We start from the raw sequence: 14,780 nt of genomic DNA on the forward strand, positions 1-14,780 counted from the left end.
GAACCCGTACCGGGCGTCAGCTCTTCTTCGTGAACTTGCGGATCGCGACCGGCGCCATGACCACGGTCAGTCCCACGGTCCAGGCGAGCGTCACCCACAGGCCGTGGGCGACCGGGTACTGGCCGCCCACCATCAGGCCGCGGGCCGCGTCCGCGAGGCCGGACATCGGGTTGTACTCGGTGAAGTTCTGCAGCCAGCCCGGCATCGACTGCGGCGGCGCGAAGATGGACGAGCCGAACTGCAGCGGCATCATCACCAGGAAGCCCATCGCCTGTACGGACTGGGCGTTCTTCATGGTCACACCGAGGACCAGGAAGATCCACATGATGGCGGAACCGAACAGTGCGGCGAGCCCGACCGAGGCGAACAAGCCTCCCCAGCGGCCGTTGATGTCGAAGCCCACGAGGACCGCGACGATCATCAGGACCGTGGTGGCCACCAGCAGGCGGAGCAGCTCCACCGAGATCTTGGCGATCAGGACGGAGGCCCGTCCGATGGGCAGGGACCGGAAGCGGTCCATGATGCCCTTGTTGAAGTCCTCGTTGAAGCCGGTGCCGACGCCCTGCGCGATGTTCATGCTCATCATCGCGACCATGCCGGGGATGACGTACTGCACGTACGCGTCCTGGCCGCCGCCGAGGGCCTGGCCGATCGAGCCGCCGAAGACGTACACGAACAGCAGCGTGAAGACGACCGGCATCAGCACGGCGTCGAACATCGACTCCGGGTCCTGCTTGATCCACAGCAGGTTGCGGCGGAAGAGCGCGCCGGTGTGGCGCAGGTGGCCGCGCAGTCCGATGCGGGGATCGGCGTCCACGTGGATGGTGGAGGCCGGTGACGTGAGGGTGGTGGCACTCATACGGCGGCCTCCTCGAGTTCGGGGCGGGCGTCCTGCGGGGCACTGGCCTTCTGGCCGGTGATGGACAGGAACACCTCGTCCAGGCTGGGCAGTTCGGTGGTGATGGAGCCGATCGTGATGCCGCGCGCGGTGACCGCGCCGACGACGGCGGTGAGCTGTTCGTCGCTGAGGATCGGCACGAGGACGGTGCCGGACTCGGGGTCGACGGTGGAGGTGGCGAGGCCGGTCAGACCCATGTCGTCGAGGGCGCTCGCCAGCGGGCGCAGCTCCAGCGGGTCGGCCGGGCGGATGCGCAGGGTGCGGCCGCCGACCTTCGCCTTGAGCTCCTCGATGCCGCCGCCCGCGATGACCTGGCCGCGGTCGATCACGGTCAGCTCGGAGGCGAGCTGCTCGGCCTCCTCCATGTACTGGGTGGTGAGCAGCACGGTCACGCCGTCCCGCACCATCCGCTTGACCTCGTCCCACACCTCGTTACGGGTCCGGGGGTCGAGGCCGGTCGTCGGCTCGTCCAGGTAGAGGACGTGCGGGCGGCCGATCATCGACGCCGCGAGGTCGAGGCGCCGGCGCATGCCGCCGGAGTACGTCTTCGCGGCCCGGGTCGCGGCATCGGTGAGCGAGAACCGCTCGAGCAGGGCGTCGGCGCGGGCCCGCGACTCCTTGCCGGACAGGTCGAGCAGCCGCCCGATCATGTACAGGTTCTCGCGGCCGGAGAGCTTCTCGTCGACCGAGGCGTACTGGCCGGTGAGGCCTATCACGCGGCGCAGCTGGCGCGGCTGCTTCACCGCGTCGTAGCCGGCCACGATCGCCGTGCCGGCGTCGGGGGTGATCAGGGTGGACAGGCAGCGCACGAGGGTGGTCTTGCCGGCGCCGTTCGGACCGAGGACACCCATGACGGTGCCCTCGTGCACATCCAGGTCCACGCCGTCCAGGGCCTTGGTCTCGCCGTAGTGCTTGACCAGTCCCCGCACGGACACGGCCACCGGGCGGCCGTCCATGCTGTTGTCGGGGGTCTTGTCGATTCGCGTCATGACGAACAAGGTGCCAGCCGCCACCGACAACTCACCGACAGATCGCCGACAAACGCTCTGTCGATGACCTGTCGCCGATCTATCGGTAAGTCGGCGACTGTCGGTACCGCACCCGGGAACGGCCGCGGCCCGTCGACGGGGGAAGATCGACGGGCCGCGTTGGTGCCGCTATGGCTCGATGGGGGCAGGTGCCGGACTCAGTGGACGGAGTGCTCCTCCAGAGGGAACGTTCCGCCGATCACGTCCTCCGCAAACGCCTTCGCCGCGTCGGACATGACAGAACGCAGATTCGCGTACTGCTTGACGAACCGCGGCATCTTGCCGCCGGTCAGCCCGAGCGCGTCCGTCCAGACCAGGACCTGCGCGTCCGTGTCCGGGCCCGCGCCGATGCCGACCGTCGGGATGTGCAGGACGCGGGTGACCTCGGCGGCCAGCTCCGCCGGTACCAGCTCCAGGACGACGGCGAACGCCCCCGCGTCCTGGACCGCCTTCGCGTCGCGCAGCAGCTGCTGCGCCGCCTCCTCGCCGCGCCCCTGCACCCGGTAGCCCTGGGTGTTGACGGACTGCGGGGTCAGGCCGATGTGGGCCATGACCGGGATGCCGGAGTCCACGAGCAGCTTGATCTGCTCGTGGGAGCGCTCGCCGCCCTCCAGCTTGACCGCGCCGACGCCCGCCTCCTTCACCAGCTGCATCGCCGAGCGCAGCGCCTGCACCGGACCCTCCTGGTACGAGCCGAAGGGCAGGTCGCCGACGATCAGCGCGCGGCTGGTACCGCGGACGACCGCGGCCGAGAGCATGGTGAGCTGGTCCAGGGTGACCGGGACCGTGGTGTCGTAGCCCAGGTGGCAGTTGCCCGCCGAGTCGCCGACCAGCATCACGGGGATGCCGGACTCGTCGAAGACCGAGGCCGTCATCGCGTCGTAGGCGGTCAGCATCGGCCACTTCTCGCCCCGCTCCTTGGCGAGGCCGATGTCGCGGACGGTGATGCGGCGGGTGCCCTTGCCTCCGTACAGCGCCTTGGGGTTGCTGCTGTCGGTGGCCGGCGTCTGGGCAGCCTGAAGTTGCGTCATCGCAACGGCTCCTTCACTTCGTCTCGAGGCGCCCTGACGGCGTCCCCGGATCGTCTCCATGGTGGCACCGCGTGCCGCTCCCGCGCCAGGCCCCCCGCTGCGTAAAGCCCGAGTAAGGGTTTGTCCTCGACTTTCAATACGAGACGGTCCCGTATCGAAATGGGGCTAGGGTCGTCCCATGACCAGTCCTGCCGTCCCCGCGGGCCCCCGGATACCGGAGGCCGTGCATCGCCGTCGCTGGGCGATCCTCGGCGTCCTCATGCTGAGCCTGCTGATCGTCGTCCTCGACAACTCCATCCTGAACGTCGCGATCAAGACGATCTCGACGCCCGCACCCACCGGTCTCGGCGCCACCCAGAGCGAGCTCGAGTGGGCGATCAACGCCTACACCCTCGTCTTCGCGGGCCTGCTGTTCACCGCCGGCCTGCTCGGCGACCGCATCGGCCGCAAGAAGGTCCTCATCGGGGGCCTCGTCGTCTTCGGCATCGGATCCGCGCTCGCCGCCGAGTCCGGCTCGCCGGTCCAGCTCATCGCGTTCCGCGCGGTGATGGGCCTCGGCGCCGCCTTCGTCATGCCGGCCACGCTCGCCGTGCTCATGAACGTCTTCGAGCGCGAGGAGCAGCCCAAGGCCATCGGCATCTGGGCGGGCGGCGTCGGTCTCGCCATCGCGATCGGCCCGATCACCGGCGGCCTGCTCCTCGACCACTTCTGGTGGGGCTCGGTCTTCCTGGTCAACGTGCCGATCGTGATCCTCGCCGTCGTGCTGATGCTCGCGCTCGTGCCCGACTCCAAGGACCCGAAGCCGGGCCGGATCGACCTCGTCGGTGTGGTCCTGTCCGTCGTCGGACTCGTGCTGCTGGTCTACGGGATCATCAAGGGCGGCGACGAGGGCGACTTCACCAGCCCGCAGGTCCTGTCCACCATCATCGCGGGACTCGTCGTCCTCGTCGGGTTCGTCGTCCACGAGAAGCGCAGCGACCACCCGTCGATCGACATCGACTACTTCAAGAACAAGGTGTTCTCGGCCGCCATCGCCGCCATCGCGCTGGTCTTCTTCGCGCTGATGGGTGTCACGTTCTTCTCCGTCTTCTACACGCAGAGCGTGCGCGGGTACTCGCCGCTGCAGACCGGCGCCCTGATGCTGCCGCTCGCCGTGGCCCAGCTGATCTTCGCGCCGCGCGCCCGCATCGTCGTCGAGAAGATCGGCGTACGGGCCACGACCACCGGCGGACTCGTGCTGCTCGCGGGCATGCTGGCCGCCTTCACCGCGCTCGACGCGGACACCCCGATCTGGCTCCTGGAAGTCATCTTCTTCCTCATGGGCACCGGCATGGCGCACGTCATGACCCCGACCAGCGTCGTGATCATGCAGGCGCTGCCGCGCGAGAAGGCCGGTTCGGCGTCCGCGCTCAGCAACACGTTCCGGCAGGTCGGCGGCGCGCTCGGCATCGCCGTCCTCGGCTCCGTGCTCTCCACCGCCTACCGCAACGGCATCGAGGACAAGCTCGGGCTGCTCCCGGCCGGTCTGCGCGACACCGCGGGCGCCTCCATCGAGGCCACGCTCGGTGTCGCCGAGAAGCTCGGGCCGCGGGCCCAGGGGCTGGTCGGCGCGGCCAACGACTCGTTCCTGCACGCCATGCACGTCACCGCCCTGTGGGGCGCGGCCGTCGCCCTGGCCAGCGCCGTCGTCACGGCCCTGTTCCTGCCGGGCAGGACCCCGGCCGCGCCCGCCGGCCGGCCGGGCGAGCCGGAGAAGATCGGCGCGGGCCGCTGACCCGCGCACCGGACGGACGGACAGCCGCACGGCGCTGAGACAATCGCCCCGGAACCTGGCGGACCGCCGGGTTCCGGGGCTGTGGCGGAAGGTGGAAGGCGTGGGCACGGAACGGGTCGAGCGGCAGGCGCGACGGCACGCGGGCCCGGGCGCACCGGCGTCGCCGCCCGCTTGCGGGACCCCCGCCCGGGGCCGTCCCCGCAGTGAGGCGGTGGAGCAGGCCATCGTCGAGGGCGTCGTCAAGCTCCTGGAGGACGGCGTCCCGCTTGCGGAGCTGTCCATCGAGCGGATCGCCCGTACCGCCGGCGTCGGCAAGGCCACCATCTACCGGCGCTGGAGCGGCAAGGAGGAACTGTTCGTCGACGTCCTGCGCTGCATCGAGGCCCCGGACCCGGAACTGCCCGGCACGTCCATGCGCGACGACCTGGTCTGCCTGCTGGAGCACCTGCGCCGACGCGGCCTGAGCATGCGCAGATCGGTGCTGCTGCACAACGTCTTCGCCCAGATGAAGACCCTGCCCAAGCTCTGGGACGCGTACCACGAGATCGTCATCGACCCGCGCCGGCGCGTCATGCACGACGTGCTGCGGCGCGGCGTCGCCGACGGGGAACTGCCCGCCGGCACCGACATCGAGCTCGCCGGCGACCTCGTCACCGGACCCATGCTGCTGCGCAGCATCCTGCGCACCGACACGCCCCTCGACGACGATCTCGCCGCCCGGATCGTCGACCTCGCGCTCAGCGGACTGCGGCCCGCGGCCGACGGGTGAATGTGCGCGTTTCGTCACAGGACACCCGTCAAAGTGCCCGGTCCGGAACTCCGGACGCCGCCCCGCACGTCCTCGTGGCCGTACGGACGTCAGGGATCCGCCGGACCGCGGGCCCTGACGGGACGGAAAGCCGCTGATCATCGCCTAGTGTTTTCGGGCGAGGACGGCGGGCACGGCAGAGTTGAGGCGACGACGGTATGGCGCAGGCGTACAGCAGTGGAGACGGCGACGGATCCGGGCAGTCCGGACCGGGTCCCCGGATCCGGCGCCTGGGCCGCAGGCTCCGGCACGACCGCGGGCTGTGGCGCCGCGGCATCGTTCTCGCGGTTCTCGCGGTGCTGCTCGCGCTCGTCATGCTGCTGCACGCGCAGATCCCCAACACCATCGGCAACCTCGGCTCCCTGACCGAGACGTTCCTGCCGTGGCTGGGTGTGTTCATCCCGGTGCTGCTGGTCCTCGCCCTCGTCCGGAAGTCGGCGACCGCCCTGGTCGCGGTGCTGGTCCCGGCCATCGTCTGGCTCAACGTCTTCGGCGGGCTGCTCACCGACAAGCAGAGCGGCGGCGGCGACCTGACCGTCGCCACCCACAACGTGAACGCCGACAACCCCGACCCCACCGGCACCGCCAAGGACGTCGCCGCGTCCGGCGCACAGGTCCTCGCCCTGGAGGAGCTGACGACCGAGGCGCTGCCGACCTACGAGAAGGCGCTCGCGAGCGCCTACCCGTACCACTCGGTCCAGGGCACCGTCGGACTGTGGAGCAAGTACCCGCTCTCGAACACCCGGTCCGTCGACATCAAGCTGGGCTGGACCCGGGCCATGCGCTCCACCGTCGCGACGCCCGAGGGCAACGTCGCCGTCTACGTGGCGCACATGCCCTCGGTGCGCGTGAAGCTCGACTCCGGGTTCACCGCCAGCCAGCGCGACAAGAGCGCGAACGCGCTGGGCGAGGCCATCGCCGACGAACCGCTCGGCAAGGTCGTCCTGCTCGGCGACCTCAACGGCACCATGAACGACCGCGCCCTGAACGCCGTCACGTCCCAGATGCGCTCCACCCAGGGCGCCGCGGGCAGCGGCTTCGGCTTCAGCTGGCCGGCCGCGTTCCCGATGGCGCGCATCGACCAGATCATGGTCAGGGGCGTGGAGCCGGTGTCGTCGTGGTCGCTGCCCGAGACCGGCAGCGACCATCTGCCGATCGCGGCCCGCGTGTCCCTGTGACGACTGTCTCCCCGGAGTTCACGAGGATGTGACCTCCCGGAACACTGGGTGCGGGAGGCTTTGTTCCGTACGTAAACTTACGTACGCGCCTCGCTCTCCTGCACCCACTTTCTTTGGACGATCCTTCATGCCCCTCGCCCTGCTCGCCCTCGCCGTGGGCGCCTTCGGCATCGGCACGACCGAGTTCGTGATGATGGGCCTGCTGCCCGACGTCGCGGACGACCTGCACATCTCGATCCCCACCGCCGGACACCTCGTCTCCGCGTACGCGCTCGGCGTCGTCATCGGCGCCCCGCTGCTCGCCGCGGCCACCGCGCGCAAGCCGCGCCGCCGGGTCCTGATCGGCCTGATGGTGCTCTTCGTCGTGGGCAACGCGGTGTCGGCCGTGGCCCCCGACTACCACTGGCTGATGGCCGCCCGCTTCGTCAGCGGTCTGCCGCATGGCGCCTTCTTCGGCGTCGGCGCCGTCGTCGCCACCTCCCTGGTGGCGCCCGAGCGCAAGGCCCGCTCCGTGTCGCTGATGTTCCTCGGCCTGACCGTCGCCAACATCGTCGGCGTGCCCGTCGCCACCGCCATGGGGCAGCACCTCGGCTGGCGCGCCACGTTCCTCGCCGTCAGTGCGATCGGCCTCGCCGCGATCGCGTCCCTCGCGGCACTCGTCCCCGCCGACCACGGACACGGCTCGGCCGTGGGCGTCCGCAGCGAGCTCCGGGCGCTCGGCTCGGTGCCGGTGTGGCTCGCGCTCGGTACGACCGTCGCCGGGTTCGGTGCCCTCTTCTCGGCCTACAGCTACATCACCCCGATGCTCACCGACGCCGCCGGGTTCGCCGAGGGCAGCGTGACGCTGCTGCTCGCCCTGTTCGGCGTGGGCGCCACCATCGGCAACCTGCTCGGCGGCCGCCTCGCCGACCACTCACTGCGCGGCACCCTGTTCGGCGGCCTGACGTCGCTGGGCGTGGTCCTCGCCCTCTTCCCGCTGCTGATGCGCGCGGAGTGGAGCGCGGCGCTCGCCGTGCTGCTGCTCGGGACGGCGGCGTTCACGACCGGCTCGCCACTGCAGCTGATGGTGATGGAGAAGGCGTCCGCCGCCCCGTCGCTGGCCTCGTCCGCGAACCAGGGAGCGTTCAACCTGGCCAACGCCGGCGGCGCCTGGATCGGCGGCCTCGCCCTCGCCGCCGGCTTCGGCGTGACGTCCCCGGCCGTGACCGGCGCGGCCCTGGCCGTCCTCGGTCTCGGCGTGGCCGCGCTCGCGTACGGCGTGGACCGGCGCCGCGGCACGACGGCCTCCGGCCCGGGACGCCTCGTCGCCACGCACGTCCCGAGCGAGACGGAGCCGGCCCGGCAGTAGCGAGCCTGCGCCGGGAAGGTCCCGTGCCGGGGCCGGGCGGCCCGCCCGGCCCCGGCGCAACAGGGCCGGGTCAGGCCGCCCGGGTCAGCGGCGGTATCCCAGGACCGTCATCATCCCCGCCTCCGCGTGGTAGACGTTGTGGCAGTGGATCATCCACAGGCCCGGGTTGTCCGCGTCGAAGTCCACCGTCAGCGTCCCGTTCGGCAGGACGATCGCCGTGTCCTTGCGGGGGCCGCCCGCCACGTTCGCCAGGGCGAACGTGTGGCCGTGCAGATGGACCGGGTGCCACATCGAGGTCGAGTTGGCGAAGACCAGACGGACCCGCTCGCCCGCGCGGACCGGATGACGCCGGTCCGCCGCATAGGGCTTCTTGTCGAAGGCCCAGTCGTACCTCGCCATGCCCCCGGTCAGCTGGAGCCTGATCGTGCGGTCCGGCTCGCGGGACGACAGGGCCACCGAGGCGTCCGCCCGGAGCATTTCGGCGGTCAGCAGCCGCCCGTCCAGCTCCTTGGGCCGGACCGTCGCTGAGGGCGCCGCCCCCGCCCCCGTACGCAGCACCGCGAGCGCCGAGGCCTTCTTGCCCTCCGCCAGCGCCGTCAGCGGGAAGACACCGTCGCCCGCCGTGACCAGGACGTCGTACCGCTCGCCCATGCCGAGCAGCAGCGCGTCCGTCTTCGCGTGCCGCACCGGGAAGCCGTCCGTGTGCGTCACCGTCATCTCGTGGCCGCCCAGCGCGACCCGGAAGGCCGTGTCCCCGCCCGCGTTGACGATCCGCAGGCGGATGCGGTCGCCCGGGCGGGCCGTGAAGGAGGAAGGGGCCTTCGCCGTACGCCCGTTGACCACATAGTGCGGGTACGCCACGTCGCCCGCGTCGCCGCCGAGCAGATCGCTCCGCGCGCCCATCATCATCCGGGTCGGGCCGGAGGCCGACGGCGCGGGCCTACCGGACGACTCCGTCATCGCCATGCCGCGCATCCCCGACATGTCGTGGCCGGAGTGGCCGGAGTCTCCCGAGCCGCCCGAGTGGTCCATACCGCCGCGGAGTTCGGCCAGTACCGCGTCCGGGGTCGAGCCGGCCACCCCGTCGACCCAGTCGTCGAGGACGATCACCCACTCCTTGTCGTACGCGAGGGGCTCCTTCGGGTCGTCCACGATCAGCGGCGCGTACAGGCCGCGGTCCTGCTGCGTGCCGGAGTGCGGGTGGAACCAGTACGTGCCCGCGTGCGGCACCGCGAAGCGGTACGTGAAGTCGGCCCCGGGGGCGACGGACTTCTGGGTGAGACCGGGCACGCCGTCCATGTCGTTGCGCACGGCGAGGCCGTGCCAGTGCAGGGACGTGGGCTGCGGGAGGTGGTTGGCGAGGGTCACGGCGAGCGTGTCCCCGGCGGTCACCCGGATCTCCTTGCCGGGCAGGTCGCCCCCGTACGACCAGGACCTGACCGTGCGGTCGCCCAGGTCCAGCGGGGTCGCGGCGGCCGTCAGCCGGACCGAGCGGACCGGGCCCCGGCCGCGCCTCCGCTCCGCGGCCGCGACCTCCTTACCCGCCGGGTCGACGTATCCCTCGGGCGTGGCGCCGCCCGAGCCGTGGCCGCCGTGCCCGGAGCCGGAGCCGGAGCCGGAGCCGGAACCGGAACAGGCGGCCAGAACTCCCGTGCCGGCCGCGGCGATCGATGCGCCGAGCAGGGTCCGGCGGGACGGCGGGCCGGGCAGGTGACGTGTGTCGCGCATGGCTGAGTTGCACCTCGATGTCGGTGTCGTGCGTGCTGCGTGCAGTGGGCGAACTCATCTGCTGCTTCTGATACACCGCTCGGCCCGATCAGGTTCCACTCGGACCCGCCGGGATGTCCGGGCAGCGCGAAGCAGCCGGTGCGCAGGCCTAAATGCGCAGCACCGACAGCCGGGACAAGAGGGCGCGCGGCGGGGGAGGGTGCGGTCGGTGGGCGAACGCCAGGCCCCGCACGACCGGCCGCACCGGGCCCCGCGCCCGCACCGCCCGCAGCACCGTCGCCGCCGTCAGCAACAGCAGCGTGAACGACCCGAGCACGGCGAGGCACACGCTCAGCGGATCCATACCGCTGCCGGCGGGGGACCGGTGCTCATGCGCGGCGACGGGCGCCCCGGCGTGCGTCATCGCCGAAGCGTTCGCCGGAGCGGTCGTCGTCGAAGCAGCCATCGCCGGACCGGTCATGGCCGGAGCATTCATGGCCGAGGCGGGCATCGCCGCATGCTCCGACGGATGCCCCAGCGTGTGCATCCCCACGATCCCCAGGAGCAGCGCCACGAACAGCAGCAGCTGTCCCCGGCCCGTGCCGCCCCTCGTCGTAGCCATGGGCCGCACCCTACCCCCACCCGGTATGGGAAGACATGCGGGGGTCGCACCCTCCGCCGATCATGAGCGCATGACGACTACGGACAAAACGGAGCGGGGCGAGGCGGTCGGCGACGACGGCACACGGCGCCAGTTCATCTCCTGGGTGACGCTCGGCCTGATGACGACCGCCTCCGTGGCGAGTCTGCGGCCCTCGCCCACCATGGCGATCTACGGCCTCGCCGCGATCTTCCTCTATCTGCTCCCGGCCGTCGTCTTCCTGCTGCCCACCGCCCTCGTCGGCGCCGAACTGGCCTCCGGCTGGACCGGCGGCATCTACCGCTGGGTCAGCGAGGCGCTCGGCAAACCGCTCGGGTTCGTCGCCGTCTGGTGCCAGTTCGCCATGACCATCGCCTACTACCCGAGCCTGCTCGCCTATGTGGCGTCCACGTTCGCGTACGTCATCCACCCGAGCCTCGCCGAGAACGGCCTGTACGTGGCCATCTGCATCGTCGTCATCTACTGGACGGGGGTGTGGGTCAGCTCGCGCGGTACGAAGACCGTCGCCGGACTGTCCTCGCTCGGGCTCGTCATCGGCACCCTCGTCCCGGGCGTCGTGCTCGTCGTCCTCGGCATCGTCTTCCTCGGACAGGGCAACCCGTCGGCCGCCCCGATGAGCGCGGACCACTGGCTGCCCCCGTGGACCGGCCTCGCCGGCCTCGTCCTCATCGTCAACAACTTCCTCTCCTACGCGGGCATGGAGATGAACGGCGTCCATGTGTCGTCGCTCCGCAACCCGCGCGGCGAGTACCCGCGCTCGGTCTTCCTCGCCACCGGCCTCGTCCTGCTGATCTTCATCCTCCCGGCGCTCGCGATCAGCTGGGTCATGCCGTCCAAGGAGCTCAGCCTGACCGCCGGTCTGATGCAGGCCTTCCAGGCGTTCTTCGACCACTTCCACGTGGGCTGGATGACGAAGATCGTCGGCATCATGCTGGTGTGCGCGGCGCTCGGCGGCATGCTGACCTGGCTCTCGGGCCCCGCCAAGGGACTCGTGCTGCTCGCCCGCCAGGAGGGCTATCTGCCGCCGTTCCTGCAGAAGTTCAACAAGCACGGCGTGCCGCAGAACGTGATGGTCGCCCAGGGCGTGCTGACCACCCTCATCGGCATCCTGTACGCCTTCAGCGACAACGTCTCCAGCCAGTACTGGATGTTCTCCGTCATCACCATCCAGATCTACCTGGTCGCCTACTTGTTGATGTTCCTGGCCGTCGTCCGGCTGCGCCGCACCCAGCCGGACGTGCCGCGCGGCTTCGTCGTGCCGGCCGTCACGGTCGTCGCGGGCGTCGGCTTCGTGGCCTCGGTGCTCGCGCTCGTCATCGGGTTCGTGCCGCCGGACCAGTACGACACCGGGCCGCTGTGGCGTTATCTGCTGATCGTCGGCGGCGGTCTGCTGCTGCTCGGCATCGCGGCCCCGGCCGCGTTCCTCAAGTACCGCAAGCCGAGCTGGATCCACCCCGACCACCGGGACCCGGCCGGCCCCACGGCCGCTACGGAGTGAGGCGGCGCACGCTGTCGCGGATCACTATGTGCGTGCCCAGGAGCTGGCGCTGCTGACCGGTCCGGCCCGATCCGGTGAGAGCGAGGCGGACCGCGGTGCGGCCCAGTTCCTCACCGGGGATGTGCACCGTGGTCAGGCCAGGGGTCATGTCGGTGGCCACCGGATCGTCGTTGTAGCCGACCACCGAGACGTCCTCCGGGACGCGCAGCCCGTACTCCCCGAGGGCCTTCACCGCGGCGGCGGCCACACGGTCGTCGCCCGCGAACACGGCCGTGAAATCGGGTCTGCCGTCGCACTTGTCGAGCAGGTCGCGGATCGCCTCGTCGCCGTTGATCTGGCCGAAGCCGATCCCGTGCAGCAGCGCGTCCGACCTGGGGACACCGTGGTCCTCCAGGGCCCGCAGATAGCCGCGGACCCGGTCCTCGCCCGTCGTGTTGCCGGGCTGGTAGCCGATCAGCGCGATCCTGCGGTGGCCCGCGCCCAGCAGATGGCTGGTGATCGCGTGGGCGCCGGCCTCGTTGTCGTACTCCACGACGACCGCGGGTACGTCCGGCGCGGGCGCGGGCCGGCCGCACAGCACCAGCCGGGAACCGGCGGCCGCGAGCGACTGCGCGTACTGGGCCATCCGCTCCCGGTACGCGGCGTCCTCGACGACCCCGCCGACCAGCACGACCGCCTCCGCGGCCTGCTCGCGCATCATCTGCACCAGCGCCAGCTCCCGGGCCGGGTCCGCGCCGGTCGACGCGACGAGAGTGAGCCGGTCGTGCTGGGCGGCCTCCTTCTCGACGCCCTGCGCAACGGCCGCGTAGAAGGAGCTCACCACGTCGAGCATCAGCACGGCGATGGTCTTGCGGCCCGCGCCCGCGAGCGCGCGGGCGTGCGCGTTGGCCACGTAGTCGAGGTCCTTCGCCGCGCGCAGCACCTTCGCACGCGAGGCGGCCGACGTCGGGTAGTTGCCCGCGAGGACCCGCGACACCGTCGCCACGGAGACCCCCGCGCGCGCCGCCACGTCGCGGATCGTCGCCCGCCCGCCGCCGGCCGGGGGTGCCCCCGCCTCGCTGCGCTCGCCCACTCTGACTCCCTCAAGTCCGACGGTGCGGGACCCGTGCCCCGCACCATCATCGCGTGTGCCCTCGCCTAGGTCAGCCGGGTCAGTGGGCCGCCTCGTACTCCTCACCGAACTCGTCCAGGGCCTTCCGGCCGCCCTGGGCGAGCCACTTCTTGTAGATGCCGTCCCAGTCGGAGACCTTCTTGCGGCCTGACACCACTGCTGTCACACCGTCGTTGATGATCTGGTCGAGGGTGGCACCCTGCCGGTTGAACGTGTCGGACTGCAGACCCCACCGGTCGTTGGGCACCATCATCGGCACGATCTTCTGCTGCCAGGCGTGCACCCGCTTGGTGAGGTCCGCGTAGCCCGGGTAGTACAGCGGCTGCGGGGCGTCCGCGACCTTGGTCAGGGGAAGGTTGGTCGCCGACTCGACCAGACCCAGCTCCGTCGCGATCGGGTTGTTCTCCTTGTCGCGCTTGAAGTGCGTGCCCTCGACGCCGTAGTGCAGCAGCTCGAACTCCCTTGAGCCGAACGGCGAGGCCAGCCAGTCCAGGATGCGCAGCATCAGCTTGACGCGGTCCTTGGAGGCCTTCTTCAGGGCCGTGTAGCCGAACATGCCGCGGCTCTGCTGGAACTGCTGGGCGCCGCCCACGACGTAGGGCTGCGCGACGTCCAGGGTGTACGCGTCCTTGATGCCCTGCGCGTTGGAGATCGCCGCGCCGAAGCCGTCGGTCATCGACAGGGCGGTGCCGTTGTAGAACTGCGTCTTCAGATCGACCTGCGACACGGACGTCGCCTCGGGGTAGTAGGCGCCTGCCGCGCGCAGCTTCGCCATGTACTCCAGGGCGGTCTTGAACTCGTCGGTGCCCGCGAAGTACTCGGCCTTGCCGCCCTTGATGCGCCACTCGTTCGGCGTCCCGTGCCAGATGGCGTGCGTCTTGTAGCCGAAGTAGCTGGTGGTGGAGGCACCGAGACCCCACTTGCGGCGCCCCGTGGCGGCCTTGGCCACCGTGGCGAAGTCCTGGGCCGACATGCCCTGCTCGAAGCCGGCCTTCGCGAAGGCCTCCTGGTTGAGGAACAGGGTGTCCTGCGGCTTGGGCCGCTCCACCGGAACACCGTAGATGCGCCCGGCGATCCGGCCCATCCCGTCCCAGGCGTACGTCGGGATGGCCGCGAGGTGCGGATAGTCCTTCGCGGCGTCGCCCGACAGGTACTCGGTCAGGTCGGCGCACCGCGACTTCACGAACTGGGCCTCGCGCGGCAGCGTGTAGCCGCCGCCGATCGCGATGATGTCGGGCAGGTCGTCCCCGGCCATCAGCGTGGCCATCTTGGTGCGGAAGTCGGCGTCCGGCACCACCGTGAACTCGACCTCGACGCCGAGCGCCTCGTTCAGGGCGGCCCAGTACTTGTTCTGCGAGGCCGGCTTGGGCGGTGTGCCGTACGTGATGGAGATGATCCGGACCTTCTCCTTGCCGGTGCCGGGCTTCTCGGCGACGGCCTTCACCAGCTTCTCCGGGTACGTGAGGAAGCCGGCCTGGACCCCCTCGGTGGTCGGCGCGAGATCGGGGGCCGGGCCGCCGGCCGCGGCGTACGTCGGCCAGGGCGCCGCCTTCGTGCCCTTGTTGCCGACGGAGGCGCCCCCACCGCTCTCGGTCGAGCACCCGGTGAGCAGGGACGGCACGGCGACCGCGGCGCCGCCGACGGCGATGGAGCGCAGCAGGGTGCGGCGCGACAGGGAGGAAGCGGACATGGTGGAAGGACCCTTCGGCTCAAGGAAGTTGAAGACGGGGGAGACGGC

At 70.9% G+C, this 14,780-nt stretch carries 12 protein-coding genes; 5 read left to right on the plus strand and 7 right to left on the minus strand.

Annotated elements, in window-relative coordinates; all coding sequences use genetic code 11:
• Positions 1–16: 16 nt before the first annotated feature.
• The 3 genes from ACQUQD_RS28890 to panB form a co-directional block, all read right to left on the minus strand.
• On the minus strand, positions 17–859 hold the full coding sequence (locus ACQUQD_RS28890; protein ID WP_428955070.1) for an ABC transporter permease: 843 nt from the start codon (positions 857–859) through the stop codon (positions 17–19).
• Entirely contained in the window at positions 856–1,887 is a 1,032-nt protein-coding gene (locus tag ACQUQD_RS28895; RefSeq protein WP_428955071.1) for an ATP-binding cassette domain-containing protein, read from the minus strand. Before ACQUQD_RS28895 ends, ACQUQD_RS28890 begins: the two co-directional genes overlap by 4 nt.
• A 197-nt stretch (positions 1,888–2,084) precedes the next feature.
• Complete coding sequence (gene panB / locus ACQUQD_RS28900; protein ID WP_428955072.1) at positions 2,085–2,957, minus strand: 3-methyl-2-oxobutanoate hydroxymethyltransferase; 873 nt, start codon at positions 2,955–2,957, stop codon at positions 2,085–2,087.
• A 178-nt stretch (positions 2,958–3,135) separates the two neighbouring features.
• On the opposite strand from panB, the gene ACQUQD_RS28905 reads away from it, so the two are divergent.
• The 4 genes from ACQUQD_RS28905 (at position 3,136) to ACQUQD_RS28920 (ending at position 8,065) form a co-directional block, all read left to right on the plus strand.
• Positions 3,136–4,731, plus strand: a complete 1,596-nt coding sequence (locus ACQUQD_RS28905; protein WP_428955073.1) for an MFS transporter — start codon at positions 3,136–3,138, stop codon at positions 4,729–4,731.
• A 91-nt stretch (positions 4,732–4,822) separates the two neighbouring features.
• Positions 4,823–5,500 (plus strand): TetR/AcrR family transcriptional regulator, encoded by a 678-nt coding sequence (locus ACQUQD_RS28910; RefSeq protein WP_428955074.1) that lies wholly within the window; start codon positions 4,823–4,825, stop codon positions 5,498–5,500.
• Positions 5,501–5,697: 197 nt separating this feature from the next.
• A complete protein-coding gene (locus tag ACQUQD_RS28915; protein ID WP_428955075.1) occupies positions 5,698–6,717 on the plus strand; it encodes an endonuclease/exonuclease/phosphatase family protein in 1,020 nt (339 codons plus the stop codon).
• Between the two features lie 127 nt (positions 6,718–6,844).
• A complete protein-coding gene (locus ACQUQD_RS28920; protein WP_428955076.1) occupies positions 6,845–8,065 on the plus strand; it encodes an MFS transporter in 1,221 nt (406 codons plus the stop codon).
• Positions 8,066–8,149: 84 nt separating this feature from the next.
• Here ACQUQD_RS28920 and ACQUQD_RS28925 read toward each other — a convergent pair whose 3' ends face one another.
• Together ACQUQD_RS28925 and ACQUQD_RS28930 are read right to left on the minus strand one after the other, a co-directional pair.
• Complete coding sequence (locus ACQUQD_RS28925) at positions 8,150–9,793, minus strand: multicopper oxidase family protein (protein ID WP_428955077.1); 1,644 nt, start codon at positions 9,791–9,793, stop codon at positions 8,150–8,152.
• 148 nt (positions 9,794–9,941) lie between these two features.
• Positions 9,942–10,394: a DUF6153 family protein gene (locus tag ACQUQD_RS28930; RefSeq protein ID WP_428955078.1), complete on the minus strand. Its 453-nt coding sequence runs from the start codon at positions 10,392–10,394 to the stop codon at positions 9,942–9,944.
• A gap of 70 nt (positions 10,395–10,464) precedes the next feature.
• On the opposite strand from ACQUQD_RS28930, the gene ACQUQD_RS28935 reads away from it, so the two are divergent.
• Positions 10,465–11,931 carry an APC family permease gene (locus ACQUQD_RS28935; RefSeq protein WP_428955079.1) on the plus strand — a complete coding sequence of 489 codons (1,467 nt, stop codon included), beginning with the start codon at positions 10,465–10,467 and terminating at the stop codon, positions 11,929–11,931.
• Here ACQUQD_RS28935 and ACQUQD_RS28940 read toward each other — a convergent pair.
• Positions 11,921–13,003 carry a LacI family DNA-binding transcriptional regulator gene (locus ACQUQD_RS28940; RefSeq protein ID WP_428955080.1) on the minus strand — a complete coding sequence of 361 codons (1,083 nt, stop codon included), beginning with the start codon at positions 13,001–13,003 and terminating at the stop codon, positions 11,921–11,923. The genes ACQUQD_RS28935 and ACQUQD_RS28940 overlap by 11 nt on opposite strands.
• Before the next feature lie 79 nt (positions 13,004–13,082).
• Positions 13,083–14,732: an extracellular solute-binding protein gene (locus ACQUQD_RS28945; protein WP_428955081.1), complete on the minus strand. Its 1,650-nt coding sequence runs from the start codon at positions 14,730–14,732 to the stop codon at positions 13,083–13,085.
• Between the last annotated feature and the right edge of the window lie 48 nt (positions 14,733–14,780).

This window comes from Streptomyces sp. cg35 (assembly GCF_050410835.1).
GTDB lineage: Bacteria > Actinomycetota > Actinomycetes > Streptomycetales > Streptomycetaceae > Streptomyces.

What these genes read in the sequence shown, in the direction of transcription:
- panB (WP_428955072.1), bottom strand. Translation starts at nt 2,957, where the DNA reads ATGACGCAACTTCAGGCTGCCCAGACGCCGGCCACCGACAGCAGCAAC.
- ACQUQD_RS28915 (WP_428955075.1), top strand. Translation starts at nt 5,698, where the DNA reads ATGGCGCAGGCGTACAGCAGTGGAGACGGCGACGGATCCGGGCAGTCC.
- ACQUQD_RS28920 (WP_428955076.1), top strand. Translation starts at nt 6,845, where the DNA reads ATGCCCCTCGCCCTGCTCGCCCTCGCCGTGGGCGCCTTCGGCATCGGC.
- ACQUQD_RS28945 (WP_428955081.1), bottom strand. Translation starts at nt 14,732, where the DNA reads ATGTCCGCTTCCTCCCTGTCGCGCCGCACCCTGCTGCGCTCCATCGCC.
- ACQUQD_RS28895 (WP_428955071.1), bottom strand. Translation starts at nt 1,887, where the DNA reads ATGACGCGAATCGACAAGACCCCCGACAACAGCATGGACGGCCGCCCG.
- ACQUQD_RS28890 (WP_428955070.1), bottom strand. Translation starts at nt 859, where the DNA reads ATGAGTGCCACCACCCTCACGTCACCGGCCTCCACCATCCACGTGGAC.
- ACQUQD_RS28930 (WP_428955078.1), bottom strand. Translation starts at nt 10,394, where the DNA reads ATGGCTACGACGAGGGGCGGCACGGGCCGGGGACAGCTGCTGCTGTTC.
- ACQUQD_RS28935 (WP_428955079.1), top strand. Translation starts at nt 10,465, where the DNA reads ATGACGACTACGGACAAAACGGAGCGGGGCGAGGCGGTCGGCGACGAC.
- ACQUQD_RS28905 (WP_428955073.1), top strand. Translation starts at nt 3,136, where the DNA reads ATGACCAGTCCTGCCGTCCCCGCGGGCCCCCGGATACCGGAGGCCGTG.
- ACQUQD_RS28925 (WP_428955077.1), bottom strand. Translation starts at nt 9,793, where the DNA reads ATGCGCGACACACGTCACCTGCCCGGCCCGCCGTCCCGCCGGACCCTG.